This is a genomic window from Thauera sp. AutoDN2 (genome assembly GCF_051280715.1).
In the GTDB taxonomy this organism is placed as follows: domain Bacteria; phylum Pseudomonadota; class Gammaproteobacteria; order Burkholderiales; family Rhodocyclaceae; genus Thauera.
In genome coordinates this window covers 77673-104363 of record NZ_JBNCAR010000009.1, presented here as the reverse complement: position 1 = coordinate 104363, position 26691 = coordinate 77673, and the positions used below count along the sequence as shown (strand labels likewise).

The window sequence follows — 26691 nt, the reverse complement described above, 5'->3', positions numbered from 1 at the left end:
GGCCCGCCGCTGGCCCGAAGGATCCGCCCTAGAGGTAACCCAGCCGTCCCGGCAGCCACAGCGCGAGTTGCGGAAACACGATCATCAGCGCCAGCCCGGCGGCCATCGCCAGCACCAGCCAGACAACCCACCTGAAGGTCTCCTCCATGCCGATGCCGGCGATGCGAGAGGTGATCATCAGCGAGATCGCCATCGGCGGCGTGAACTGACCGATGGCGAGGTTGATCGTCATCATCACGCCGAACCACACCAGGTCCCAGCCCATCGCCACCGCGATCGGCACCAGCAAGGGCAGCAGGATCAGGAAGATCGAGATCGCGTCGAGGAACATGCCGGCGACGAGCAGCAGCAGGTTGATCGACAGCAGCATCAGCCATTCGCTGGAATGCAGTCCCACCAGCGCCTTGGCCGCAGCGTCGAAGATACCCAGCGTGTTACCCGCCCAGGCAAACACCGACGCGACGCCGATGATCATCAGCACCACCGCCGACAGCTCGCCCGCCTCGACCAGGATGCGGAACAGGCCCTTGAGGCTGATGCTGCGGTAGACGACCATGCCGACGAAGATGCCATAGGCCACGGCCACTACCGCTGCCTCGGTGGGCGTGAAGATGCCGGTGCGCAGGCCACCCAAGATGATCACCGGCGCGAGCAAGCCCCAGATCGCATCGATGAAGCTCTTGCCCAGCGGCGGGCGCTCGGCCTTGTAATCGCGGCCAAAGCCGTGCTTGCGGCTGATGATGACGGCCGGCACCAGCAGGCAGAGCGCGGCAATCATGCCCGGGAACAGGCCGGCGGCGAACAGCGCCGGCACGGTCGCCGCCGGCACCATCACGCTGTAGACGATGAAGGCCACCGAGGGCGGGATGACGATCGCGGTCGAACCCGAGGCGGCGATCAGGCCAGCGGAGAAACCTTTTGGATAGCCACGCGCAATCATCGACGGCAGCATCACCGCCGCCACCGCGGCCGCATCGGCCGGGCCAGAGCCGGAGATGCCGCCGAGCAGCATCGACACCAGCACCGCGACCACCGCCAGCGAGCCGGTCCATTCGCCGACCATCGCGGTGACGAAGCGCACCAGCCGCACCGCCACCCCGGAACGCTCGAAGATCATGCCGGCGAGGATGAACATCGGGATCGCCAGCAGCGGGTACTTGGCGATGCCCGCGTAAATGTTGGTGGGCACCGCAAGCTGGTCGAAGCCGGCCATCGCCAGCACTGCGATGCTCGCCACACCCAGACCGGTGGCCAGCGGCATACCCGCGACCAGCGCGAGCAAGAACAAGCCGATGAGAACGGTGCCGATCACTGGACGCCCCTTCCACCACCATGCACCCCACTCTCCCGCGGAGACGAGCGCTTCCGCATGCGGGTCAGCACCAGACGCAGCACCAGCGCGACGGCCAGAACCGGCATCCACACCGTGTACCACCACTGCGGCACGCCGAGCGCGGGCGAGGTCTCCTCGAAGCGGTACTGATCCCAGGTGAGCTTGCCGGCATAGAACGCAATGAAGGCGAACAGGCTCGCAGTGACGGCAAACGAAAGCCAGCCCGCCGCCGTGTGCCAGGCCGATGGGAGCTTGCGTACGAAAAAATCGACCCGGATGTGGCGGTCAAAGGCAAACGCCGCCGAAGAGCCGAGGAAAGACAGCACGATCAGCAGCGCAATCGAGAACTCCTCGGTCGCGGCGAAGGACTGCGAGGTGAAGTAGCGCGCCAGCACGTTGCCGAAGGTGATCAGCACGATCAGGCCCATGGCGATGCCGGAAAGGATCTGTTCGACGGTATAGGGCGCAGGGCTCGCGTCTTCGTGCTGCGATTCGGTGCTCATCGAGAGTGCCAGTGATTCAGGAGATAGCCCCGTCCGGATCCGGTCGGGGAGCAAGCGGGGCGCAAGGCGGAATCACCCGCACCCATGTAGTCGGGGACGCGGTGGGCATTCCTGGCGCAGGCGAGGACTGTCTGAGCGAAGCGAGTTCCACAGCCTGCAGAAGGAATGCCCGCCGCGTCCCCGGCGGGCAGAACGAGGGCAATCAACGCTTGGCGATGTCTTCCTCAGCCTGCTTGACCAGGTCCGAACCGATCTTCTCGGCCCATTCCTTGTACACGCCGGCCGTGGCCTTGCGGAAGGCATCGCGCTCGGCGTCGGAGAGGCGCACGACGGCCACGCCGTTGGCCTCGATCTCCTTCAGCAACGCATCGTCACCCGCCGAAATGCCGGCGCGGGCGCGGGCGATCTCTTCCTTCGCGGCTTGCTGGGCGGCTTCGGACACCGCCTTGCGGTCGGCCTCGGACCAGGAATTCCACACGTTCTTGTTCACGACAAAGATCAGCGGGTCGGCAACGTAGCCCCACAGCGTCAGATTCTTCTGGCCGACGGTGTGCAGCTTGGCGGCGTTGAACACGGCCAGCGGGTTCTCCTGGCCGTCGACCGCGCCGGTCGCCATTGCCGGCTGGGCGTCGGCCCAGCTCATCTGCGTCGGGTTGGCGCCGAGCGCGTTGAAGGTAGCGAGGAACAGCGGCGAGCCGACCACGCGCATCTTCATGCCCTTGACGTCGTCCGGGGTGCGGATCGGCTTCTTCGAGTTGGAGACCTCGCGGAAACCGTTCTCGCCCCAGGCCAGCGGCACCACGTCACGCTCGGCGAGGATCTCGAACATCTTGGTGCCGACGCGGCCTTGCGTGAGCGCGTCGATCGCCTTGTGGTCGGGCATCAGGAAGGGCAGCGCGAACAGGTTCAGCTCCTTGACCTGCGGCGACCAGTTGATGGTCGAACCCACGGCCATGTCGATGATGCCCTGGCGCAGCGCGGTGAATTCCTTGGTCTGGTCGCCCGACACCAGCGAGGTGCCCGGATAGACCTTGATCTTGATGCGGCCTTCGGTCTTCTCGGCCACCAGGTCGGCCCAGCGCTTGGCGCCCCAGCCCCAGGGGAAGGCCTCGCCGAGCACGGTGGAGAGCTTGTATTCGTCCTTGTACTGCTGTGCCGAGGCGGGCATCGACAGGCCGAGTGCGGCCGAAGCGGCGAGACCGGCGATGAGGGCGGTGAAGCGGCGTTTTTGCATGAGACGTCTCCGTTTTCTTGGTTTTGACGCGGGGGACGCGGCGGCGAGCGCTGCGCAGGGGAAGACCGATTCTACAAACCGGGAAGCCTGCGGGCCAGCGCAAATTCCAGCGCCGGTCCGCCGGGTGAACGAATCGACGGGCGCGAATGCGGGCGTTTGGCCCCACGGGATCCCGTGCTTCTCCTGCAAGATCAGAGCGTTCGGCGCAGGAACGCAATCAACCGCCCCATGTGATGTTCCAGATCGGCAAAGGATTCGTGATCGCCCGACACGCTCATCATCTCCGCCGGCGTGTCGCCGCGCACGGCAAAAATCTGGTGTGCCTCCTCGATCGGCACCACCTCGTCGTCCTCGCCATGCACCAGCAGCACCGGGCGGTGAATACGGCCGATGGTACTCAGCGGAGCGATGTCGTCGAAGCGGTGGCCGATGGTCTTCTGCACATAGTCAAGGATGTAGCGCCCGACCGGCCTCTCGGGGATGCGCTTGGCCGCCAGCCAGCGCCGCATCATCGCCGCCGGATGCGAGAAGGCCGCCACGCTCACGACCGCTGCCACTTGCGGCGTACGGGTGGCCGCGAACAACACCGCGCCTGCACCCACCGAATGACCGAGCAGCGCGATGCGCGCAGCATCCACCCCCGGCTGCGCCGCCAGCCAGGCGAACGCGTGCTCCGTGTCCTCTGCAAAGCGCGGCAGCGAAGCGAACGTGTCGTCGTCGCTCGCGCCATGGCAGCGCGCATCCACGAACAGCGTGGCGTAACCGGCCGCGTGCAGCGGGCGGGCGAGCGACAGCATCAGTGCGGCGTTGCCGCCCCAGCCGTGCATCACCACCACCGCCGGCGCAGCCGCGGGCGAAACGTCCGCTTCCCTTTCAGCCGCAGCGGCGGCGCTCGCAGCATCCGCATCGGCAACCCCTACGCGCACCGGTGCGGGAATGAACCACGCATGCAGCGACTTGCCGTTTTCGGTACCGATGCGCAGCGTCTCGAACCCCAGCCCGAGCGCGCTGGGATCCATGTGATGCGGCACCCGCGGCGCGGCCAGGCCCTTGCGGATTCCCCAATGCACCAACGCCCGTCCGCCCGCGAGCGTGGCTGCGCCGGCGGTGAAAGCGGTGATCAGTCCGGGTGCGCCCATTTGCTGCTCCTCAAGAACTCAAACCTGCCCACCACAACCGCACACGCAAGCCCCAGCCGGTGGTGTAACCGAGCGACACCGAGCGGATCTCGCCCGCCGGATCAACGGTGACGAAGGCCGGCACGCCGCGCAGGCCGTATCCCCGGGCGATGCCGCCATCTGAGTCGATCGCCGTAGCCCAGTCCAAACCGCGCTCGGCAAGCACCCCCGCCACCGCCGCAGCATCGCCGGACTGCATCGCCACCGTAAGCACGGGGTAGTCCGCCTGCACGGCGTCGATCGTACCCTGCTGCGCGGTGCAGATCGGGCACCAGTCGGCCCAGAAATACACCCCGACCGACTTGCCGGGATGCGCGGCCCGCCAGGCGGCAAGGCTCAGCTCGCTGCCATCCGTACCGGGCGCAGCGAACGCCGGCGCAGCGCCGCCCGGCACGTCGCGCGCCATCCATGCCTGAATGGCGAAGAAGATCCCCACGAAAATCGCAATCTCCACGGCCCAGCGCCGCCAGCGCGGGCGCTTGCGTGCAGGCGCCGCGGCATGCGGCGTCCCTTGCTCGGAGGCTTCGCCCGGGTCCGGCGGCGGGGGCGCAGGGTCGTTCCCCGGATTCTTCATCTGCCCGTTCATGCTGCTCATCGTACGTCGATCCAGCGCAAGCCGTCGGCCTCGCGCTCGAACAGCCGCCAGCCTCCGGCCATGTTGCACAGACCATAGACGAAAGGCTCGCGGCCGCGTCCCGGGGTAACAAAGCGCAGATCCTTGAAGCTGGCGCACACGCTGCCGTCCCCTTCCTCGCCGGCATGGTCCAGCACCGGGAACATCGCGAACCAGCGGTAGAAGGCAAAGTCCTCCGCGTTCCACACCTGCTCGGCGAGCGCGCGCATGCTGCCGTTGCCGAAGCGCTCTCGCACCTCCCACTGTGCCATCGCCACCGGCAGGTAGGGGGCGGAGAAGCGGCGGATGAAGTTGTCGTCGTCGGTGGCAACGAGCGGTTCGCTGCGCCGGGTGTTGATGTGGGCGTAGTGGTAGCGCTCGCCGTCGAACACGATCGCGGTCCAGTTGAAGGGCGAGGCCGGACGCGGCGCGGCGTCGACCTCGACCGCCGCGATGCCCTTGGCCGCGGCGTAGGCGCGCGCGGCGTCGATCGCCTCGGCGCGGCCCATGGCGTGCACGCCGACCCAACCGACGAGCAGCACCAGCGCCGCCGTCGCCGGCACGCGGCTGTTGCGCCACAGCGCGCTGGCGAGCAGGCCGCCGAGGAGGATGCCGGTGAAGGGCAGGTCGATGATGAAGGTCGTGCCCCAGCCGAAGCGCTGGTCGGAGAACGGCGCCAGGATCATGGTGCCGAACTGGGTGATCAGGTCACCGAGGATGTGCACGAAGATCGCCGCGCACACCACCGGGTAGAAGCTGCGCCAGCCCGCCGCCACCCGCCCACCGCGCTGCCAGAAGCGCGCCAGCGGCCAGGCGATCAGCAGGCCCCACAGCGGCAGCAGGAGCAGCGAGTGCGTGACGCCGCGGTGGCCGCGCAGGTAGGTGAGCTCGGAGACCCAGCCGAGCACGAAGTCGAGATCGGGAAAGATCGCGGCGATGGTGCCGGCGGCGACCATCTGCCAGACCGGCGGCTGCACCCGACCTGCAGCCGGTGCGGCCGCGGCCGCACCGGCACGACGCTCGGCAAACACACGGCCGACGAGGGCACCGGAGAGTGCATGGGTAAGGGTATCCATCAGGTTCCTGAGTTTTTTTGTATTGTCCTGCTGGCGTATGAGGCGCGCCAGCATCGAACCCATCCAGGTCCGCAACGTGCGGTTCGACACGCACACAGGGGTCGAGGTTGCATTTGCGCTTGCCCGCCCTGCCCCCGAGACCTGCGTGTCGAACAAGGTCCGCAGCATTGCAGGCCCGCCAAAACAATCGCCTGCACCTCGCCTATCATGCGCGCTCCGCCCGTCGGCCGATCCCCTTCACACCTCACGCCTCCATGCCCGCAAAACCCTTCACCGCCCTCGCCTGCCCGCTGGACGGCGCGCCGTTGCAGCGCCAGGGCGGCAGCCTGCGCTGTCCGGGCGGGCACTGCTTCGACCTCGCCGCCCAGGGCTATGTGAACCTGCTGCCGGTGCAGAACAAGCGCTCGCGCGACCCCGGCGACAGCAAGGAGATGGTCGCCGCACGCCGGCGCTTTCTCGAGGCCGGACATTACAAGCCCATCGCCGATGCGGTGGCGCAAGCCGTGCTCGCCGACGCCGTGCCCGGCCGCACCCTCACCTGTCTCGACGCCGGCTGCGGCGAGGGCTACTACCTCCGGCAGCTCGCCGCCGCGGGCGACACGCTGCCACTCGCCCTGCTCGGGCTGGACATCTCGAAGTGGGCGGTACAAGCCGCCGCCAAGCGTGACCCGCACACGACCTGGGTAGTCGGCAGCAACGCCGGCCTGCCGGTGCTGCCCGCCACGCTCGATCGCGTGCTGTGCATGTTCGGCTTCCCGGTCTACACGGAATTCGCCCGCGTCCTGCGCCGCGGCGGCGAGCTGCTGCAGGTCGACGCCGGCCCCGATCACCTGCGCGAACTGCGCGAGGTCATCTACCCCACGCTCAAGCCCGAACGCCCCGCCGCACGCCAGATGCCGCCTGGCTTCGAGCCCCTCGGCACCGACACCCTGCGCTTCCAGATCCATGTCGACGGCGCCTCACCCATCGCCGACCTGCTGGCGATGACGCCCCACCTCTACCGCGCCACCGCAGAAGGCCGCGCCCGCGCCGCGGCGCTCACTGCGCTGACGATGACGGTGGATGTGCGCCTGGGGCGCTACCGACGCCTGCCAGACTGAAACCAGTGCGGCTGCGACAGCCGCCACCGCCACCGCCACAATCCTCCCGTTTTCCGTCGCTGCAGAGATGAACGCGCGATGAACGGCGCCTTCAGCATCGATTCAGGCGGCGGGGCGCAGCATGGCATCACGGTCGAAACAGGACCGACTACCCAACCAAGGAGATGCCATCATGCGTGCAACCACCCTCATCGCCACCCTGGCCCTCACCGGCGGACTCATCGGCGCCGGCGCCACCATCGCCCCCGCGTTCGCCCAGAACACAGTCCCCGCCGCCTCGGCTACCGCAGTAGCGCCCGCCGCCCAGTCCAGCTGGATGAGTATCAAGGACGTGCTCGACAAGCTCGAAGCGGCCGGCTACACCGACTTCCGCGAGATCGAACGCGAGAAGAACAAATACGAGGTGAAGGCCACCGACCCGCAAGGACAGCGCGTGGAGCTGGACATCGATCCGCTCAGCGGCGACATCCTCAAGACCGAGGTCAAGCGCAGCAAGTAAGCACCGCGCGGGGAGGCCGGCACGACTGCCGGCCCTTTTTGCCGCGTGCCCGCCCGACACGCGCTTGCCGCCTTTCGGTCCCCATCTTTCCAGCGCCCGCTTTCCGCCTGCCGCCTCATACCCTCCACCCTCGCCTTCCACCCGCCACCGCCGGGAGCCCACGCCATGATCCCCGCCCTCCCCACCCTGCCTGCGCTCACCGCCTTCGTCGCCCTGATCGCCGCGGCCTGGGGCCTCAACGCCGCCGCCCTCGACGGCGGCACCGCTTCCCTGCCCTGGCTGATCCGCGAGCAAGGGCTCTACCTCAGCGGTCTGCTTGCCATCGGCCTGATGTCGCTGGCGATGGTGCTCGCCACCCGCCCCACCGTGCTCGAGCGCCCGCTCGGCGGCATGGACCGCATCTTCCGCCTGCACAAGTGGGCCGGCATCCTCGCCGCGGTGTTCGCGGCGCTGCACTGGCTGATCGAGATGTCGGACGACGTCATCAAGTCGCTCTACGGCAAGGCCGGGAAGCCCGCGCACGACGAATTCGGCGGCCTCTACGAAACCCTGCGCGACGCCGGCGAGGAGCTCGGCGAGTTCGCCATCTACCTGGTGCTGGCGATGGTCGTGCTCAGCCTGTGGAAGCGCTTCCCCTACAAGTTCTGGCGCCACCTGCACCGCGCGATGCCGGTGTTTTACCTGCTGCTCGCCTTCCACTCTGCCGTGCTGGCCCCGCCCGACTACTGGACGCAGCCGGTGGGCATGCTGCTGGCGCTGCTGCTGGCTGGCGGCACCGTGTCCTCGCTCATCGCGCTGACGGGCCGCATCGGCCATGACCGCAAGGTGCGAGGCGTGGTCACCGCGGTGTCCTCGCCCAGCCCCGACGTCACCGAGATCGTCTGCCGGCTCGACGGCGCCTGGCGCGGACACCAGGCCGGGCAGTTCGCCTTCGTCGGCTTCGAGCGCTTCGAAGGTTCGCACCCCTTCACCATCGCCAGCGCCGACCACGGTGACCGCAGCCTCACCTTCCAGATCAAGGCCCTGGGCGACTACACCCGCCAGCTCGCCAGCCGCGTCGCGGTCGGCCAGGCGGTCACCGTCGAAGGCCCTTACGGCCGCTTCGTGCTCGGCCGCCAGGACCACAAGGCGCGCCAGATCTGGATCGCCGGCGGCATCGGCGTCACCCCCTTCCTGGCCTGGCTCGACGCCCTGCGCGCCGACCCCGCCGCGGCCCCGACGGTGGCGCTGCACTACAGCACCCGCGACGCAGCGCACGACCCCTTCGTCGAACGCCTACGCAGCCTGTGCGCCGAACTGCCGAGCGTGAGCCTGCACATCCATGACCGCAGCGCCGGCGACGACCTGACCCCCGAGCGCCTCGCCGCCACGGGCACCGATGGCCAGCGCGCAGAAGTCTGGTTCTGCGGCCCGCGCGGCTTCGGCGACCAGCTCAAGGCCGGGCTGGCGCGACTGTGGGGACGGCGGCTGCGCTTCCGGCGCGAGGCGTTCGAGATGCGCTGAGGCTGCGCCACGGCGCTGGCGGGCGAGGAGCGCGGCCTGCTGGCACTGGCGGACGGGATCAGCGTTGTGTCGTCGCAGAAGGGCACGCCGATCGTTGAGTGAGGGGCGGCGGGGCGCACCCGCCAGGAGAACAAAGTGGGGTCCATCGAGGCGGCGGAAAGATGCCTCCAAGCGCACAGCAGTCGGTTTAGTGGCAAAATATGCCATTACTTGACATTACCTGGAGCACGCCATGTCCCTCAACGTCTCCTTACCCCCAGAGCTGGAAAACCGGGTTCGTCAGCACGTGGAGTCTGGCCTCTACAGCTCTGCGAGTGAAGTCATCCGCGAAGCATTGCGCTTGTTCGAGGCCTACCAGGGCGTCCAGGCGGCGAACCTGGCCAGCCTGAAAGCCGACATCGCCCAAGCCGTCGCCGACATCGAGGCGGGCCGGGTGCGCGAGCTCGACATGAACGAGATCAAGCAACGCGGCCGGGCGACTCTGGCAGCTCGGCGACCGGCGTAGCGACGGCGTGAGCAAGGTTCGGCATTCCGCCAGTGCGGAAAACGATTTGCTCGAGGCTTGGCTGTTCATCGCCGAGGACAGCATCGAGGCCGCCGACCGCTTACTCGATCAGATCCAGGCCGATTCGCGAAACCTGCTCTTGCAGCCGAAAATGGGCCGGACTCGGGACGAACTGGCAGTCGGCCTGCGCAGTTGGCCGACGTCGACGCCCTACGTTCTGTTCTATTTCGTCGAGGACGATGGGATCACCGTTGCGCGGGTCCTGCACCACGCGCGGGATGTCCCCGCGATCTGGAACTGGCCAAGGCACTGAGGACACGCGGTAAGCGCCATGCGGTGCAAAGCGCCGATGTAGCGCAGGCGCTATGCTGGGCGCTGACCGCTTGCAATACGCGCCAGGCATCATGCGGACGCGATCGCTGCATCCGCGCAGGTTGGCCGCACGCTGCAACGTCCAGCGCGGCAGCAGATGCCGCACCAGCACTCAGCCCCCGAACTTCACGGAACCGCCCTTCTCCCCCCGGGGAAACCGGCGATAATCGCGCCCACTTCACTCAGCCCGCCGCCTCAGCCCCCCATGGAAATCAAGGTCAACTTCCTCGACAAGCTTCGTCTCGAAGCCAAGTTCGACGACTTCACGGTCATCGCCGATCAGCCCATCCGCTACAAGGGCGATGGCTCGGCGCCCGGCCCGTTCGATTACTTCCTGGCGTCGTCGGCGCTGTGCGCGGCCTACTTCGTGAAGCTGTACTGCGACACGCGCAACATCCCCACCGACAACATCCGCCTGTCGCAGAACAACATCGTCGATCCGGAGAACCGCTACAAGCAGATCTTCAAGATCCAGGTCGAGCTGCCGGCCGACATCTCCGACAAGGATCGTCAGGGCATCCTGCGCTCGGTCGAGCGCTGCACCGTGAAGAAGGTGGTGCAGACCGGACCGGAGTTCGTGATCGAGGAAGTGGAGAACCTCGACGCCGACGCCCAGGCGCTGCTGACGCTGGCTCCGGCGCCGGACGCCCACACCTACATCCTCGGCAAGGATCTGCCGCTCGAGCAGACGATCGCCAACATGTCGAAGGTGCTGGCGGACCTGGGCATCAAGATCGAGATCGCGTCGTGGCGCAATCTGGTGCCCAACGTGTGGTCGCTGCACATCCGCGATGCGCATTCGCCGATGTGCTTCACCAACGGCAAGGGCGCAAGCAAGGAGAGCGCGCTGGCCTCCGCCCTGGGCGAGTACATCGAGCGGCTCAATTTCAACCACTTCTACAACGACCAGTTCTGGGGCGAGGACATCGCCAACGCGCCCTTCGTGCATTACCCGGACGAGCGCTGGTTCAAGCCCGGCCGCAAGGATGCGCTGCCGGCGGGGCTGCTCGACGACTACTGCCGGGCGATCTACGACCCCGAGGGCGAGTTGCGCGCCTCGCATCTGTACGACACCAACTCGGGCAACACCGCGCGCGGCATCTGCGCCCTGCCCTATGTGCGCCAGTCGGATGGCGCGGTGGTGTATTTCCCGACCAACCTCACCGACAACCTCTTCCTCAGCAATGGCATGAGCGCCGGCAACACGCTGGCCGAGGCGCAGGTGCAGTGCCTGTCGGAGATCTTCGAGCGCGCGGTGAAGCGCGAGATCATCGAAGGCGAGATCGCGCTGCCCGACGTGCCGCCGGAAGTGCTGGCGAAGTATCCCGGCATCGTCGCCGGCATCGAGGAGCTGGAGCGCCAGGGCTTCCCGGTGCTGGTGAAGGATGCGTCGCTGGGCGGGGTGTATCCGGTGATGTGCGTCACCCTGATGAACCCGCGCACGGGCGGCGTGTTCGTGTCGTTCGGCGCGCACCCGAGCATGGAGGTGGCGCTCGAGCGCAGCCTGACCGAACTGCTGCAAGGGCGCAGCTTCGAGGGCCTGAACGACCTGCCGCCGCCCACCTTCGAGACCGCCGTCGTCACCGACCCGCACAACTACGTCGAGCACTTCATCGATTCCAGCGGCGTGGTGTCGTGGCGCTTCTTCAGCGCGCGCGCCGATCACGAATTCGTCGAGTGGGACTTCTCCGGCCACGGAGAGAATTCAAACGCCGACGAGGCCGCGACCCTGTTCGGCATCCTCGCGGACATGGGCAAGGAGGCGTACCTGGCGGTGCACGACCAGCTCGGCGCCATCGCCTGCCGCATCCTGGTGCCGGGGTATTCCGAGGTCTATCCGGTCGACGACCTGATCTGGGACAACACCAACAAGGCGCTGCGCTTCCGCGACGACATCCTGAATCTGCACCGCCTCGACGACGACGCCCTGGAGGCCTTGCTCGAACGCCTGGAAGAGAGCGAGCTCGACGATTACACCGACATCATCACGCTGATCGGCATCGAGTTCGACGAGAACACGGTGTGGGGCCAGCTCACGATTGGGGAACTGAAGCTGCTGATCCACCTCGCCCTGCAGCAGTTCGAAGAGGCGAAGGAGCGCGTCGAGGCCTTGCTGCAATACAACGAGAACACGGTCGAGCGCGTGCTGTTCTACCAGGCCCTGAACGTGGTGCTGGAGGTGGTGCTGGACGACGAGCTGGAGCTGGACGATTACGTCGCCAACTTCCGCCGCATGTTCGGCAATGAGCGGATGGGCGCGGTGCTGGGGTCGGTCGACGGCAGCGTGCGCTTCCACGGCCTGACGCCGACGAGCATCAAGCTCGAAGGGCTGGATCGGCACCAGCGGCTGATCGACAGCTACCGGAAGCTGCACGCGGCGCGGGCGAAGGTGGCGGGCTGAGCTGGGTGGCGGGACGGCGCCGGCAGCGCGCATTCCGCAGACAAGGGGAGGCCAGCTTTCCGCCGGTCAATTCGGGGCGAACGCCTCCACGCCCGCGGCCTGCGCTGCCTTTTTCAGATCTGCGTCCAGGGTCGCGAGCGGCAGGCCGGTTCGCAGGGCCAGCTCCAGATACGCCGCATCGTACGCAGATAGCTTGTAACGGCGGGCCAGATGCAGGGTGTCGCCCAAGGCGTGCGCTGCGGTGGCGGGATCGGTCGCGATGTTCAACCGTTGCAGGAGGACGACGAAGGCCTGCGAGCGCGCCTCGGTGAGTAGCCCCTTGGCCTCGGCCCTGGCGATGACGTTGCTGGCCTCGAGCGCCCACAGCGATGGGACCAGCGCCTGCTGTTCGCGCAGCGCATCGAGCACGGTCTCGGCGTACGCCACATCGGCAGGCTTGCCATCGGCCAGCAGCCAGCACATCGCGACCGAGTTATCGAGCACGAAGCTCATGCCCGCCCCTCGTTGATCAGCGCCTTCAGATCGATCCCCTCGACGGGCGGCGCCGCACGCATGAACTGACGCATCGCGTCGACGGCCGCCGCGGCATCCGCTTGCTTGGCGTCTTCAGCCGGCACCAGGTCGGCGATGGGCTCCCCACGTAGGGTGATGGTGTAGCGCTTGCCCGCCTGCACGCCGCGGAGCAGCTCGGGCAGTTTGGTCTTGGCCTCGTATGAGCCGATTTCAAGGTTCATGACGTTCTCCGATTGGTATAGACCAGTTTATAGACCAGTTCACAAAGGAATCAAGGACTGCACCACCGACCGCAGATGCCGACCTCGCGCCATCCTCGCCTTCCACCGACGCGACCCGCATGCTGTCGCCGGGTCGGCGAGTGACGGACGGCGCGTGCACCCCGTCGTCTAGAACCCGGCTTCCCTCTGGTGCCTTACCGTCAATATCGTGACCTGGTCGCCATCGAACCGGTAGCGAACCACATAACCAGAATCACCGAACTGTATCGGCCAGTCGCGGAACGCTTCCTCCATATCCTCGACCACCCGCCCCACCTGCGGATGAGCCGCCAGGATGTTCACGCCCTCACGAATCGCCCTCACCGCGCGTTGGGCTGCGGCAGGGTTCTTCGTCACCAGAAATCGATACAAGCGCTGGACATTGGCCAGCGCCGGTTCCGACCAGACCAGGCGAGGCATCAGATATGCGCTCGGGGGGGCTCGACGTCGTTACCGGCCTCGAGTTCGGCCAGCCAGGCATCCGCCTCGGCGCCGGTCACATGCAGGCCTGTGCTCTGGAAATGCTCCCAGGCGTCGAGCGCTTCCTGGCGGAAGGCCTCGCGCTGCTCCTCGCGCGTCACGTACTGCTCGATAGCCTCGCGCATCAACCAGTGCACCGGGCGGCGGCGCTGATCGGCCAGGCTGCGAACGCGTGCCTTGAGGGGTTCATCAAGACGAACCGAGACAGGGGTCGTAGCCATGAGTAATCTCCTGTATTACACCTGACTGCAGTATAGCCTGTGTTTGCGCATGGAACTTGTCCGGTGGGTATCCTACGGAAACCGCCCAACCTCGCCGAAATACTCCACCAACCGGTCGAACACCAGCCGTATCCGCGCCGCCACCGGGCCGCGTTGCGGGCGGTACACCGACAGGCTCCACGGCTCGGGCGCCAGCTCGGGCAGGACCTCGACCAGCCGCCCGGCGCGCAGGTGCGGCGCGGCGAGGTAGGCGGTGAGCTGACCGAAGCCGACGCCGGCGAGCACCGCCTCGGCCTCGGCGCCGGTGTCGTCGGTGGCGAAGGTGGGCGTGCGCGGCAGCCACTGCTGGCCGCCGGCGAGGAACCACGCCCACGGCCGCCCGGTGTTGGGATCGATGGCGACGGTGGTGGGACGCTCGGCCAGATCCTGCAGCGACTGCGGTGCGCCGCAGCGCGAGAGCAGCTCGGGCGCGGCGACGATGTGGAAGGACACGCTCGACACCGCGCGCGCGACGAAGCGGCTGTCGCGCAGCACGCCGACGCGGATGCCGATATCGATCTGCTCATCGACCACGTCGGCGAACTGGTCGGAGAAGCGCAGGTCGAGCTGCAGCCCCGGATGCTGCGCACACAGCTCGGCGAGCACCCGCATCAGTCCGTGTCGGCCGAGCGCCCGCGGCGCGGTGATGCGCACCAGGCCGGCGAGTTCGCTGGCGCGCGCCTGCTCGGCACGCTGGAAAACCGCATCCACGCCCTGCAGGCTGTGGCGCGCGCGCGCCGCGAGCTGTTCGCCGGATTCGGTGATGCGGTTGTGGCGGGTGTTGCGGTGGAAGAGCAGCTCGCCGACGTGGTCCTCCAGCTCCTTCACCGCGCGCGTGACTGCCTGCGGCGACACGCCCAGCCGGGTGGCCGCTTCCTTGAAGTTGCGTGACTCGGCGGCGGTGCAGAAGATGCGCAGCATTTCCAGGCGGTTCAGAATTGGGTACTCCTGACAAGACGGAAAAGGGGATGGCCGATTATTCCAGAATTAGGAAGACTGAAATCTGAAATTATCCATTTATCGGATTTAGCCGCGTACGGATACTTCCAGGGTCGCGGGCCGTGCGCCCGCTTGCCTCCAGGATCCGCACCATGACCATCAAATCGCGTGCCGCCGTGGCCTTCGGCCCCAACCAGCCCCTGCAGATCGCAGAGGTGGATGTCGAGCCGCCGAAAAAGGGCGAAGTGCTGGTGCGCATCGTCGCCAGCGGCGTGTGCCACACCGACGCCTACACCCTGTCAGGCGAGGATCCGGAGGGCGTGTTCCCGGCCATCCTCGGCCATGAAGGCGGCGGCATCGTCGAGGCGGTGGGCGAAGGCGTGACCTCGCTCGCGGTCGGCGATCATGTGATCCCGCTGTACACGGCCGAATGCCGCGAGTGCAAGTTCTGCAAGTCGGGCAAGACCAACCTGTGCCAGGCAGTGCGCGCCACCCAGGGCAAGGGCCTGATGCCCGACGGCACCACGCGCTTCTCCTACCAGGGCCAGCCGATCTACCACTACATGGGTACCTCGACTTTCTCGGAATACACCGTGGTGCCCGAGATCTCGCTCGCCAAGATCGACAAGGACGCACCGCTCGACAAGGTCTGCCTGCTTGGCTGCGGCGTCACCACGGGTATCGGCGCTGTGCTCAACACCGCCAAGGTCGAAGAAGGCGCCACCGTGGCCATCTTCGGCCTGGGCGGCATCGGTCTGGCGGCGATCATCGGCGCGACCATGGCCAGGGCCGGGCGCATCATCGCCGTCGACATCAACCCGGCCAAGTTCGACATCGCGAAGAAGCTGGGCGCGACCGACTTCGTCAATCCGAAGGACCACGACAAGCCGATCCAGGACGTGATCGTCGACATGACCGACGGCGGCGTGGACTACTCCTTCGAATGCGTGGGCAACGTCAAGCTGATGCGCGCCGCGCTCGAGTGCTGCCACAAGGGCTGGGGCGAATCGACCATCATCGGCGTGGCCGGCGCGGGGCAGGAGATCAGCACACGGCCGTTCCAGCTCGTCACCGGCCGCGTCTGGCGCGGCAGCGCCTTCGGCGGCGTCAAGGGCCGCACCGAACTGCCGAGCTACGTGCAGAAAGCGCAGAAGGGCGAGATCCCGCTCGACACCTTCATCACCCACACCATGCCGCTCGAGGACATCAATCAGGCCTTTGACCTGATGCACGAGGGCAAGAGCATCCGCACGGTGATTCATTTCTGATGCGGCCGCAGGCGAGCCGCACGGTGGTGCTCCCGGCGAGCCCGGCCGCGAGCTCCGTTCCGACCCCACCTTGCCCGGAGACATGGCGATGAGCCTGGAGATCCTCAGCACCCAGAAGAGCTTCGGAGGCTGGCACCAGCGCGTCCGCCATCATTCGAACGTGCTCGGCTGCGACATGGTGTTCGCGGTCTACCTGCCGCCGCAGGCCGAACAACCGGGCGTCCGTCTGCCGGTACTCTACTGGCTGTCGGGGCTCACCTGCACCGACGAGAACTTCATGCAGAAGGCGGGCGCGCAGCACATGGCGGCCGAGCTCGGCCTCATCATCGTCGCCCCCGACACCAGCCCGCGCGGCGCCGACGTGCCGGGCGACCCGGACGGCGCCTGGGATTTCGGCCATGGCGCCGGCTTCTATGTGAACGCCACTCAAGCGCCGTGGTCGCGCCACTACCGCATGCACGACTACGTGGTCGATGAACTGCCAGCGCTGATCGAGGCCAACTTCCCCGCCTCCGACCGCCGCGGCATCAGCGGCCACTCCATGGGCGGCCACGGCGCACTGGTCTGCGCGCTGCGCAACCCGGGGCGCTACCGCTCGGTGTCGGCCTTCGCGCCGATCGTCAATCCGATGAACTGCCCCTGGGGCGAGAAGGCCTTCTCACGCTACCTCGGCGAAGACCGCGCGCAGTGGCGCGAATGGGACACGTGCGCGCTGATCGCGCAAGCCACCGAACGCCTGCCATTGCTGGTCGACCAGGGCGAAGCCGATGGCTTCCTTGCGGATCAACTCAAGCCCGAGGCCCTGCAAGCCGCTGCTGCTGCCGCCGGCCACCCGCTCACACTGCGCCTGCAGCCGGGCTACGACCACAGCTATTACTTCATCGCCAGCTTCATCGAGGATCATCTGCGGCATCACGCTCAAGCCCTTGCGGACTAAGCACGACGGCTACGGGCGGCGAGTACTCACGACCGTATGCGAACGTGACTCCCCCGCACCCCCTGCACCACCTCGATCGCCACGTCGATCTGCTGCTTCATCTCCTCGACGTGCGAGATCACGCCTACGCTGCGGCCGCGCTGCTGCAGGTCGATGAGCACCTTCATCGCGAGGTCGAGCGCCTCGGGGTCGAGGCTGCCGAAGCCTTCGTCGATGAACAGGGTATCGAGCTGGACGCCACCGGCGTACCCCTGGACCACATCGGACAACCCAAGCGCGAGCGAGAGTGAGGCCATGAAGCCTTCGCCGCCAGACAACGTGCCCGCGGGGCGACTGCGACCGGTGTATTCGTCGAACACCTCCAGGTCGAGGCCGCCGGCGCGGCGGGCGTCGGCGAGTTCCTCACGCCGCTGCAGGCGATAGCGGCCGCGGCTCATTGCGGCGAGACGCTCGGAAGCGGCGCGCAGCACGTCGTCGAGCAGGGCGGCGAGCACGTAGCGCTGGAAGGTGAGATTGCAACCGTTGTTGCCATTGGCGACCTCGGCAAGATGGCCCACGACACGGTATTCAGCTTCGATCGCGCCGGATTCGCGTGCAAGCGCCTCCAGGCGGGAGAGCAGGGTATCGAGCGTGCGCAAGGCGGCCCGGGTGTCACCAATGCGCGCCAGCACGGACTCGATCCGTTCCCGCGCAGCGGCGGCGCGGGCTTCGAGCACGGCAAGCTCGGGGCGGACGCGGCCGGCAATGTCTTGGCTGGCGCGTTGTGCGCGCGCACGCGCGGCGGCGAGGCGGTCATCGGCCGAGCGTAACGACGTCTCAAGGCGGTCGATACGCTCGAGCGGCAGCAGGGCGGCGCGCCAGGCGGACTCCGCGGCGGCAAGCCCCTGCGCTGGGTCGGAGGCACCGGACGCGGCGACGGACGAATCGGGGGTTATGGCGCCAAAACCGGCGGCGGCCAGCGCTGCCATGAACTGCTGCGTGGCCTCGTCCACGCGCATGCGTGCAGCTTGAGCAGCCTCGTTCAGGGCGGCATGCCGGGCACGTAGCGCGGCTTCGCGGCTGGCGGCGTCATGATGGGCGTGCTGAGCCTGCTGAAGCGCCTGCTCGGCCCGCTCGCGCGCAGCCTTCGCGGCGGCGGTCGCAGCGTGCAGCGCGGCAGGCGAGCGCAGCGCTTCGGGCACGCCGGCACGGCGCTCCTGCGCCACGTGCTGCGCGGCGCGCGCCACGCTCGCAGCTTCGGCCGCAGCGCTGCGGGCCTGCTCACAGACAGCGGTAACCGCGGCGATTGCTGCATCGGTCTCATTCAGTTGCGCGCGCAGTGGCGTGATCTCGCGTGCTGCGGCCTGGGCAGCGTCCAGCCGGCGGCGCAGTTCGGCGAGCGCGGCATCGGGCGAGGCCTGTTCACCCTGTGCCGCCTGCGCTGCACCCAGGTCGGATGCGAGCGCCGCCGCGCGGGTGTCGACCGCCGCTGCCGCCCCGGCGCGTGCAAGTTCTGCGGCGTTGAGCGCACGCCGCGCCGCGTCGAGCGCCTGCTCGGCAGCGCGCGCCTGTTCGGCTGCCGCCTGCAGGGCCAGCTCGGTGGGCAGCTCGCCGTCATGGCGCGCGCGCGCGGGATGGGTTGCGCTACCACACACCGGGCAGGGTTCGCCCTCATGCAGGTGGCGGGCGAGGACGACCGCCTGGGCCGTGCGCCAGCGGGCGTCGAGCGCCTCGAGCGCGCTGTGCGCAGCACGTGCCCCCTCTTCGGCGGCCTCAAAAGCCTGCCGTGCGCACGCCTCGGCTGCAGCCCGGCCGGCGAGTTGTGTGCGTGCATGCGCCAGCGCAGCAAGCGCCGCGACGCGCTGCTCAGCCTGCTGCACCTGCAGCGCAAGGCTGCCCGCCTCTGCGGCCGGCGCCTGCATGGTGTCGATGCGGGCAACGAGTTCACTGCGCTGCAGGCGCAGGGTTTCGTGGCGAGCGGCCGCATCGGCCAGCGCTTTGTCCGCAGAAACGCGCACTGCATCGCTGCGCGCCAGCTCGGCGTCGGCCTCGGCCGCGCGTGCGACCGTTTCGGCCAGCCCTTCCAGGCGCAGCAGTTCGCGCTGCGCGGCTTCGCGCACGGACGCCCGCTCGACCTCGGCTTGCAACGCGTGCCGTGCCGCGTCGAGACAGCGGGCGGCTTCGACGGCCTCCCGGCCCACCTGCTCGACCTGCGTGCGTGCCTCGTCGGCGCCACGGCGCGCGCTCGCGAGCGCCTTTTCGGCGGGCACGATCTGCTGCGCCCGGCGCGCACTCGCCAGCACCGCGCGCTGCACGTCCAGCTCGGCCTTGCCCGCCTCCAGAACCTCCAGCGCAGCGGCAGCGCTGGCGGCTTCGGCGAAGCTCGCCTCGACCGCCTGTCCTTGCTGCAGCGCGAGGCGCGCAGCGGCATCCTCGCTGCGCGCGCGGCCTTCCTCTTCGGTCAGGCCTGCAAGCGTTGTGCTCAGGGTCGCTTGCTGCGCGGCGACGGCCTCGGCCGTTTCGGCGCCGGCCTGGTCGAGCAAGGTGCGGCGCTGCAGCGCAGCCTTTTCGCCGCGCTCGCGCAATGTGGCAGCCTCGGCCTTGAGTGCATCCTGCACACGCTTGTAGGCAGCGGTGGCGAAGAGGGTCTCGAGGATCTTCTCACGCTCGGCCGAACTCGCCGCGAGCAGACGGCGGAACTGGCCCTGGGGCAGCACGACGACCTGGCGGAACTGTTCCGCCTTGAAGCCGAGCAGTTCCTCGACCAGGGCGGTGACTTCGGTGGTCTTGTGTGCGAGCGGAGTCCAGGTGTGACCGTCTTCCTCCAGGCGGGACAGCTCGGCCTTGGCCAGCACCTTGGCCAGCCCCCCGCCGCGGCGCGCGGCACGCTCCTGCTCGGGCACGCGGCGCACGCGGTAGCGGCGCGCACCCAACGCGAAGTCGAACTCGACCTCGGTCTCCACTGCGGCGTCGGCGTGGTGGCTGCGCATTTCGCGCGCACTGCGCTCGCCCCCCGAGGTGTCGCCGTAGAGGGCGTAGCTGAGGCCGTCGAGGATGGAGGTCTTGCCCGCGCCGGTGGGGCCGGAGATCAGGAACAGCGCACCCTCTGGCAGGCGGGCGAAGTCCACCTCCTCACGGCCGGCAAAGGGCCCGAAGGCCTGCATGATGAGTCGCAGCGGTTTCATTGCGCGCGCGCCTCCCGCTCCAGGTTATCGAGGACGCGCTCGAGCGCTGCATGCTCGGCCGTGTCGAGGGCGAGACCGGTGACGTCGCGATGGAAACCGGCGAAGAGATCCTGCACACGCAGCTGGCGATGATCCGCCGCGGCGCGCCCCGGGCCGTCGCCACTGAGCGCCGGGCGTTCGATGGCGAGCGCGTTGGGGTAGGCAGTGCGCAGCCGGCCCATGGCGTCGAGCAGCGCACCGCGGTCGGTGAGGCGGGCGAGCAGGTAGTCGTCCCGCCCCGGATCGGCGGCTGCGGCGGCGATCAGGGTGTCGAGCTCGCCCTCGACGATGCGCAGGTCGCGACGCGGCACGAGCGGGATACGCTCGACCGTGCAGCGGCCCTCGGCGCCGAGTTCGACCAGATTGACCGACTTCGTGTGACCGGCCTCCGAGAAGGAGTACTTGAACAGCGAGCCGGAATACTGGATGCATGGCGCGCCGACCTGCTGTGGCCGGTGCAGGTGCCCGAGCGCAACATAGTCGAAGCCTTCGAACAGGCCGGCGCAGACTGCCCCGCTCCCCCCCACCGACAGGGGACGCTCGGACTCGCTCTCGGCACCGCCGAGAACGAAGGCATGCGCCACCAGCACCACACGCCGCCCCTCGGGCCGGGCGCGCAGGATTGCCCGCGTCTGCGCTGCAAGGGCCGAGTGATGGTCCACCACCCCCTCGTCACCAAGCGCGCTGCGCACGAGCGCCGGCTCGCCGTAGGGCAGGGCATGCACCGCAAGCTCGCCATGGGCGTCACGCAGCAGCAGGGGCACCGATTCCGCTTCCACCGGGCCGCGCACGGTGAGTCCGGCCCGCGTCAGTAGCCCGGCACCGAATCCGAGGCGGTCCGGGCCATCGTGGTTGCCCGCGATCATGACTACCGGAATCTTCAGCCCCAGAATCAGCTCGGAGAGTACGAGGTCGAGCAGCCGCACCGCCTCGGCGGGCGGTACGGATCGGTCGTAGACGTCGCCGGCGATCAGGATTGCGTCAGGACGTGTTTCGCGTGCTATTCGGATGAAGCCCTGGAGCACGTGGGCCTGGTCTTCGAGCAGCGAGACACCATGGTAGACGCGGCCCAGATGCCAGTCCGCGGTGTGGAGGAAGCGCATGACGAACGGGAACTCCGGAACGGGAAGCCCGCGCAGTATGCCTGTGAATCATGGCCTTTTCAGACTGCTCGCGGCAAACCCGCTGCCGCCCCCGCTGTCGCCCCGAATGCGCGCTGCAGGCCTGCACCGGTGCAGCACCTTGCTTGCACGCTCCGTCCATGTGCGCGCTCTGGCCGGCTCCAACGCGAACGGAGCGTGAAATAAGCATCGCCAATGCAGCCATTCATGGGTGATTTATCGCATGGGCGGCGCTATCCTGCGCTTGCGAACGGCCTCCCGGCGACTCCTTGCCGGAAGACGGCAGCGCGCAAACAGGGAGGTTTTCGCATGGCCCTCTACGAGATGCGAAAATTCGTCGCACCGGAATTCATCTTCGGCGTCGGCGCACGCCACCGGGCTGCGCATTACGCAAGCAACCTGCGCGCCGCGCGCGTGCTGATCGCCACCGACCCCGGGGTCATCGCCGCCGGCTGGCTCGATGCGCTGCAGGAAGACCTCGAGGCGGCCGGCATTTCCTGGGTGGTGTTCTCGGCCATATCGGCCAACCCGAAGGACCACGAGGTCATGGCCGGGGCGGCCCTCTACGCGCAGGAAGGCTGCGACGTCATCATCGCCGTCGGCGGCGGAAGTGTCATCGACTGTGCGAAAGGCATCGGGATCGTGCACTCCAACGGGCAGCACGTGCTCGAGTTCGAGGGCGTGGACCAGGTGACGATGCCCGGCCCGCCCCTGATCTGCATCCCCACCACCGCGGGTACGGCGGCCGACATCTCGCAGTTCTGCATCGTCTCAAACCGCCGGTCACGCTACAAGATCGCCATCATCAGCAAGACCATGGTCCCCGACGTCGCACTGGTCGACCCGGAGACGACCTGCACCATGGGGCCGTACCTGACGGCCTGCACCGGGCTCGATGCCCTGACCCACGCGGTGGAGGCCTATGTGTCGACCGCCAGTTCGCCGGTGGTCGACGTGCACGCGCTGGCCGCGATCTCGCTGATCTGGGAAAACCTCGAGAAGGCGGTGAGCGCCCCGCACGACATGGGCGCACGCGAGAACATGATGCTCGGCAGCCTGCAGGCCGGACTTGCATTCTCCAACGCCAGCCTGGGCGCAGTGCATGCCATGGCCCACTCCCTGGGCGGATTCCTCGATCTGCCGCACGGTGAATGCAACGCGCTGCTGCTCGAGCACGTCATCCGCTTCAACTACCGGGAAGCCTCCGACCGTTATGCGCGCATCGGCGCGGCGATGGGGCTGGACCTGCGCGGCCTGGGCGAGCGCGAACGCGGCCAGCGCGTGCTGGATGCGGTGGCGGGCCTGCGCCAGCGCTGCGGCATCACCGGTGCGCTGGGCACGCGCGGAGTGAGCAGTTCGGACATCCCCGAGCTCGCGTACCACGCGGCACGGGATGCCTGCATCGTGACCAACCCGCGCATCGCCCGCGAAGACGACCTGAAGGCCATCTACGCCGATGCGATCTGAGCCGGAAGACGAACGCCAGGCGCAGCGCGAACGGATCATCGGACTGGGTGAGCGCTCGTTCCGCAAGAGCTATTACCCGCAACTCCGGGTCAACATGGCGCGCCTGGAGCGCTTCCGGACCCTGCTCGATCAGACTTCGGACCTCGTGCTCATGGTGACGCTCCCCGGCGGCACGATCGAGGATGCGAACCTGGCGCTCGCCCAGTTGCTCGGCGAGCCGCCCGAGAAGTTGATCGGGCGAGCCTTCAAAGAGATCGGCCTGAGCCGCACAGCGGCAATCCTGCGCATCCTTCGTCGCGACATGAAGAAAACGCAGGACTACCCGAACCACACCGGCATCACCTGCTTCGAGCAAGCCAAAGGCACGATCTGGATCGATCTGTCCTTCCGCGTTGCGCAGGTGGAAGGACAGCGCTTCGGCATCCTGGTCGGGCGCGACGTAACCGAGCGCAAGCACCGCGAAGAAATCATGTCGGCCCTGCTTGCGGAGAACCAGGCCATCCTCAACAACGCGATCGTCGGGATCGCACTCGTGCGCAATCGCAACATCGCCACCTGCAACCGGCGCATGGAGGAAATCTACGGCCTGGCGCCGGGAGAGCTGGCCGGCCGCTCGGCAGCGGCGCTCTGCCCCTCGCAGGAAGACTTCGAGGCGTTCAGCGAACAGGTCGACGAAGTGCTTGCCGAAGGCGGGAGCTTCAGTTCCACCCACCGCGTCGCCCGCCAAGACGGCGGAATGTTCTGGGCGGAAATCACCGCCCATGCGCTCGAACCCGGCAGGCCCTGGGCAGGTGCCGTCTGGATCGTCCACGACATCACAGGCCGAAAGAAGGCGGAGGAGCGCGTCCAATTCCTCGCCTACCACGACGTGCTGACCGGCCTGCCGAACCGACTCCTCGTGCAGGAACATTTCTCGACGGCGAAGGCAATCGCCAGCCGGTCCGGAACGCGGATCGCGCTGGTCTTCATCGACCTCGACAAGTTCAAGACCATCAACGACTCGCTCGGCCACCAGGTCGGTGATGCGCTGCTGTGCAGCGTGGCCGCCCGGCTGCTGGAGAACGTGCGCCAGTCGGACACCTTGTGTCGCCAGGGCGGCGACGAGTTCCTGCTGATGCTGCCCGCAGTCGGCGAGGTCGGCGATCTCGGTCCGCTGCTGTCCAAGCTGATCGGCTGCTTCGCCGAGCCCTTCCTGATCGAAGGTCACGAACTGTCGACCACCGTCTCGCTTGGGGTCGCCGTCTACCCGGAGGACGGAGAGGCGTTCGACGCGCTGCGGCAGAAGGCGGATCTCGCCATGTATCAGGCGAAGGACGCTGGCCGCAACACTTACCGATACTTCGATCCCGACATGACCCGGGAAGCGCTGGAGCAGATGCAGATCCGCAACGGATTGCACCGCGCCCTCGAGCGCCGGGAGTTCAGCCTCCACTTCCAGCCGCAGGTCGAGATTTCCAGCGGCCGCCACACCGGGGCCGAGGCGTTGCTGCGCTGGCGCCACGGCGAGATGGGCAACATCTCGCCCGCGCGCTTCATCCCGATTGCGGAAGACAGCGGCCTCATCGTGCAGATCGGCGCCTGGGTGCTCCACGAGGCCTGCATGCAGTGCGCACGCTGGCAGCGCGAGGGACTGGAACCGTTCACCGTGGCGGTCAATCTCTCGGCCATTCAGTTCCGGCGCGGCGACCTAGAACAATCGGTAATCGGCGCCCTGAACACCTCCGGCCTGGACCCGGCCCTGCTCGAACTCGAACTGACCGAGTCGATCCTGATCACCGGTACCGATGAGGTGCTGGCCAAGGTGCGACGGCTCAAGCACCTCGGCGTCCGGCTCTCCATCGATGATTTCGGCACGGGCTACTCCAGCCTCGCCTACCTCAAGCGCTTCGCCGTCGACCGGCTGAAGATCGACCAGTCCTTCGTGCGCAACCTGGCGCACGACCCGGAGGACGCCGCAATCGTGCGCGCAATCGTGCAGATGGCCCGCAGCCTGGGGCTCACCACGATTGCCGAAGGCGTAGAGGACGAGCAGACCCTCGCGCAACTGCGCATCTACGGCTGCACCGAAGCGCAGGGCTACCTGTTCTCGAAACCGCTGCCGGCCGAGGACCTCGGCCGCATTCTGCTGCCCGCAAGAACGCAGGAAATCACGCTCGGCAACGACGGTTGAGGGCCCCCTTCCATCGCCCCGCCATGCCCGCCTGCCGTGCGGGCAAGGGCTGCGACGCGCACGCGTATGCCTTTTCCCGGCTATAATGCAAGGCTTTGTTTTATCTGAAAAACAGGATTTTCCGTGCTCGTTGCAGCCAACATCACCCAGCAGTTCGGGGCCAAGCCCCTGTTCGAGAACGTCTCCGTCAAGTTCGGCGACGGCAACCGCTACGGCCTGATCGGTGCCAACGGTGCCGGCAAGTCGACCTTCATGAAGATCCTGTGCGGCATCCTCGACCCCAGCGCAGGCAACGTGTCCAAGGACCCGCACGAGCGCATGGCCTACCTGCGCCAGGACCAGTTTGCCTATGAAGACATGCGTGTGCTCGACGTGGTGATGATGGGCCACGAGGAGCTGTGGGCGGCGATCAAGGAACGCGACGCGATCTACGCCAACCCGGACGCCACCGAGGACGACTACATGCACGCCGCCGAGCTCGAGGGCAAGGTCGGCGAGTACGACGGCTACACCGCCGAGGCGCGCGCCGGCGAACTGCTGCTCGGCGTGGGCATTCCCACCGAACTGCACAACGGCCCGATGAGCGAGGTCGCCCCGGGCTGGAAGCTGCGCGTGCTGCTGACCCAGGCGCTGTTCGCCAACCCCGACATCCTGCTGCTGGACGAACCGACCAACAACCTCGACATCAACACCATCCGCTGGCTCGAGGACGTGCTCAACAACCGCGACTGCACGATGGTCATCATCTCGCACGACCGCCACTTCCTGAACCAGGTCTGCACCCACATGGCCGACCTGGACTACGGCACGATCACGATCTACCCGGGCAACTACGACGACTACATGGAAGCGTCGACGATGGCGCGCGAGCGCCAGTCGTCGGCCAACGCCCGCGCCAAGGACAAGATCCAGGAGCTGCAGGCCTTCGTGCGCCGCTTCTCGGCCAACAAGTCCAAGGCCAAGCAGGCCACCAGCCGCCTCAAGCTGATCGACAAGCTCAAGCCCGAGGACGTGAAGCCGTCTTCGCGCCAGTACCCGTGGATCCGCTTCGACTACGACGAGAAGGACAAGCTGCACCGCCTGGCCTGCGAGGTGGACAACATTTCCTTTGCCTACGAGGGCATGGACAAGCCGCTGATCAACCGCTTCTCGATCGCCATCGAGGCAGGCGAGAAGATCGCCATCATCGGCGAGAACGGCGTCGGCAAGACCACGCTGCTCAAGCTGCTGATGGGCGAACTGCAGCCGCAGAAGGGCACCATCAAGTGGGCAGAGAAGGCCAAACCCGGCTACTACGCGCAGGACCACTCGAGCGATTTCGCCGAGGACATCAGCCTCACCGACTGGATCGCGCCCTACTCGCGCATCACCGCGGCCGCCACCGGCGAGGACAATGAGACGCTGCTGCGCGGCACGCTCGGCCGCCTGCTGTTCTCGGGCGACGAGGTGAAGAAGTCGGTCAAGGTGATCTCCGGTGGCGAACAGGGCCGCATGCTGTTCGGCAAGCTGATGCTGTCGCGCCCCAACGTGTTGCTGATGGACGAGCCGACCAACCACCTCGACATGGAATCGATCGAGTCGCTCAACACCGGGCTGGACAAGTTCAACGGCACGCTGGTGTTCGTCTCGCACGACCGCGAGTTCGTAAGCTCGCTGGCCACGCGCATTATCGAGATCAAGCTCGACCACCAGATCGTGGATTACCGGGGCACGTACGAGGAATACCTTTCCTCGCAAGGTCTGGACTGAACCGAAG

Annotated in this window: 24 protein-coding genes; 11 read left to right on the top strand and 13 right to left on the bottom strand. The window is 67.5% G+C overall.

The genetic code is table 11. The annotated features are described in order from the left end of the window. Nucleotides 1-28 precede the first annotated feature (28 nt). From ACPT9U_RS07705 to ACPT9U_RS07680, 6 genes are all read right to left on the bottom strand, one after another. Nucleotides 29-1312, bottom strand: a complete 1284-nt coding sequence (locus ACPT9U_RS07705) for a TRAP transporter large permease (RefSeq protein WP_435750469.1) — start codon at nt 1310-1312, stop codon at nt 29-31. Next, nucleotides 1309-1836 carry a TRAP transporter small permease gene (locus tag ACPT9U_RS07700; protein WP_435750468.1) on the bottom strand — a complete coding sequence of 176 codons (528 nt, stop codon included), beginning with the start codon at nt 1834-1836 and terminating at the stop codon, nt 1309-1311. The genes ACPT9U_RS07705 and ACPT9U_RS07700 overlap by 4 nt, the downstream gene beginning before the upstream one ends. Nucleotides 1837-2038: 202 nt before the next feature. Continuing rightward, entirely contained in the window at nt 2039-3070 is a 1032-nt protein-coding gene (locus tag ACPT9U_RS07695) for a DctP family TRAP transporter solute-binding subunit (protein ID WP_418363974.1), read from the bottom strand. A 191-nt stretch (nt 3071-3261) separates the two neighbouring features. Next, complete coding sequence (locus ACPT9U_RS07690) at nt 3262-4209, bottom strand: alpha/beta hydrolase (RefSeq protein ID WP_435750466.1); 948 nt, start codon at nt 4207-4209, stop codon at nt 3262-3264. A 10-nt stretch (nt 4210-4219) separates the two neighbouring features. Next, nucleotides 4220-4843 (bottom strand): redoxin family protein, encoded by a 624-nt coding sequence (locus tag ACPT9U_RS07685; protein WP_435750465.1) that lies wholly within the window; start codon nt 4841-4843, stop codon nt 4220-4222. Beyond that, nucleotides 4840-5937 carry a metal-dependent hydrolase gene (locus ACPT9U_RS07680; protein WP_435750464.1) on the bottom strand — a complete coding sequence of 366 codons (1098 nt, stop codon included), beginning with the start codon at nt 5935-5937 and terminating at the stop codon, nt 4840-4842. The genes ACPT9U_RS07685 and ACPT9U_RS07680 overlap by 4 nt, the downstream gene beginning before the upstream one ends. Nucleotides 5938-6191: 254 nt before the next feature. On the opposite strand from ACPT9U_RS07680, the gene ACPT9U_RS07675 reads away from it, so the two are divergent. The 6 genes from ACPT9U_RS07675 (at nt 6192) to ACPT9U_RS07650 (ending at nt 12317) form a co-directional block, all read left to right on the top strand. Beyond that, the gene (locus ACPT9U_RS07675) at nt 6192-7037 is read left to right on the top strand and encodes a putative RNA methyltransferase (protein WP_435750463.1); all 846 of its coding nucleotides are present in this window, start codon (nt 6192-6194) and stop codon (nt 7035-7037) included. Between the two features lie 172 nt (nt 7038-7209). Then, nucleotides 7210-7536 carry a PepSY domain-containing protein gene (locus ACPT9U_RS07670; RefSeq protein WP_435750462.1) on the top strand — a complete coding sequence of 109 codons (327 nt, stop codon included), beginning with the start codon at nt 7210-7212 and terminating at the stop codon, nt 7534-7536. A gap of 165 nt (nt 7537-7701) precedes the next feature. Then, entirely contained in the window at nt 7702-9039 is a 1338-nt protein-coding gene (locus ACPT9U_RS07665) for a ferredoxin reductase family protein (protein WP_435750460.1), read from the top strand. 232 nt (nt 9040-9271) lie between these two features. Further along, a complete protein-coding gene (locus ACPT9U_RS07660) occupies nt 9272-9544 on the top strand; it encodes a type II toxin-antitoxin system ParD family antitoxin (RefSeq protein WP_435750459.1) in 273 nt (90 codons plus the stop codon). Nucleotides 9545-9551: 7 nt separating this feature from the next. Beyond that, the gene (locus tag ACPT9U_RS07655; protein ID WP_435750458.1) at nt 9552-9857 is read left to right on the top strand and encodes a type II toxin-antitoxin system RelE/ParE family toxin; all 306 of its coding nucleotides are present in this window, start codon (nt 9552-9554) and stop codon (nt 9855-9857) included. Between the two features lie 264 nt (nt 9858-10121). After that, a complete protein-coding gene (locus tag ACPT9U_RS07650) occupies nt 10122-12317 on the top strand; it encodes an OsmC domain/YcaO domain-containing protein (RefSeq protein WP_435750457.1) in 2196 nt (731 codons plus the stop codon). 66 nt (nt 12318-12383) lie between these two features. Here the strand turns inward: ACPT9U_RS07650 and ACPT9U_RS07645 are convergent, their stop codons facing one another. The 5 genes from ACPT9U_RS07645 to ACPT9U_RS07625 form a co-directional block, all read right to left on the bottom strand. Next, complete coding sequence (locus ACPT9U_RS07645) at nt 12384-12809, bottom strand: type II toxin-antitoxin system VapC family toxin (protein WP_435750456.1); 426 nt, start codon at nt 12807-12809, stop codon at nt 12384-12386. Next, nucleotides 12806-13051 (bottom strand): type II toxin-antitoxin system Phd/YefM family antitoxin, encoded by a 246-nt coding sequence (locus ACPT9U_RS07640; protein WP_435750455.1) that lies wholly within the window; start codon nt 13049-13051, stop codon nt 12806-12808. Before ACPT9U_RS07640 ends, ACPT9U_RS07645 begins: the two co-directional genes overlap by 4 nt. Nucleotides 13052-13219: 168 nt before the next feature. Beyond that, the gene (locus ACPT9U_RS07635) at nt 13220-13510 is read right to left on the bottom strand and encodes a type II toxin-antitoxin system RelE/ParE family toxin (protein ID WP_435750454.1); all 291 of its coding nucleotides are present in this window, start codon (nt 13508-13510) and stop codon (nt 13220-13222) included. Further along, on the bottom strand, nt 13510-13791 hold the full coding sequence (locus tag ACPT9U_RS07630; protein ID WP_138861659.1) for a CopG family ribbon-helix-helix protein: 282 nt from the start codon (nt 13789-13791) through the stop codon (nt 13510-13512). The genes ACPT9U_RS07635 and ACPT9U_RS07630 overlap by 1 nt, the downstream gene beginning before the upstream one ends. 72 nt (nt 13792-13863) lie before the next feature. Next, nucleotides 13864-14751, bottom strand: coding sequence for a LysR family transcriptional regulator (locus tag ACPT9U_RS07625; protein ID WP_435750453.1), 888 nt, complete (start codon nt 14749-14751; stop codon nt 13864-13866). Between the two features lie 170 nt (nt 14752-14921). On the opposite strand from ACPT9U_RS07625, the gene ACPT9U_RS07620 reads away from it, so the two are divergent. Beyond that, on the top strand, nt 14922-16037 hold the full coding sequence (locus ACPT9U_RS07620) for an S-(hydroxymethyl)glutathione dehydrogenase/class III alcohol dehydrogenase (protein ID WP_435750452.1): 1116 nt from the start codon (nt 14922-14924) through the stop codon (nt 16035-16037). Between the two features lie 88 nt (nt 16038-16125). Then, nucleotides 16126-16974 (top strand): S-formylglutathione hydrolase, encoded by an 849-nt coding sequence (gene fghA / locus ACPT9U_RS07615; protein WP_435750451.1) that lies wholly within the window; start codon nt 16126-16128, stop codon nt 16972-16974. Nucleotides 16975-17000: 26 nt separating this feature from the next. Here the strand turns inward: fghA and ACPT9U_RS07610 are convergent, their stop codons facing one another. Beyond that, on the bottom strand, nt 17001-20138 hold the full coding sequence (locus ACPT9U_RS07610; RefSeq protein WP_435750450.1) for an AAA family ATPase: 3138 nt from the start codon (nt 20136-20138) through the stop codon (nt 17001-17003). After that, on the bottom strand, nt 20135-21280 hold the full coding sequence (locus tag ACPT9U_RS07605) for an exonuclease SbcCD subunit D (protein ID WP_435750448.1): 1146 nt from the start codon (nt 21278-21280) through the stop codon (nt 20135-20137). Before ACPT9U_RS07605 ends, ACPT9U_RS07610 begins: the two co-directional genes overlap by 4 nt. A 327-nt stretch (nt 21281-21607) precedes the next feature. On the opposite strand from ACPT9U_RS07605, the gene ercA reads away from it, so the two are divergent. The 3 genes from ercA (at nt 21608) to ACPT9U_RS07590 (ending at nt 26684) form a co-directional block, all read left to right on the top strand. After that, a complete protein-coding gene (gene ercA, locus ACPT9U_RS07600) occupies nt 21608-22765 on the top strand; it encodes an alcohol dehydrogenase-like regulatory protein ErcA (protein WP_435750446.1) in 1158 nt (385 codons plus the stop codon). Further along, the gene (locus ACPT9U_RS07595) at nt 22755-24935 is read left to right on the top strand and encodes a putative bifunctional diguanylate cyclase/phosphodiesterase (protein ID WP_435750445.1); all 2181 of its coding nucleotides are present in this window, start codon (nt 22755-22757) and stop codon (nt 24933-24935) included. The genes ercA and ACPT9U_RS07595 overlap by 11 nt, the downstream gene beginning before the upstream one ends. A gap of 123 nt (nt 24936-25058) precedes the next feature. After that, nucleotides 25059-26684: an ABC-F family ATPase gene (locus tag ACPT9U_RS07590; RefSeq protein ID WP_435750444.1), complete on the top strand. Its 1626-nt coding sequence runs from the start codon at nt 25059-25061 to the stop codon at nt 26682-26684. Nucleotides 26685-26691 lie beyond the last annotated feature (7 nt).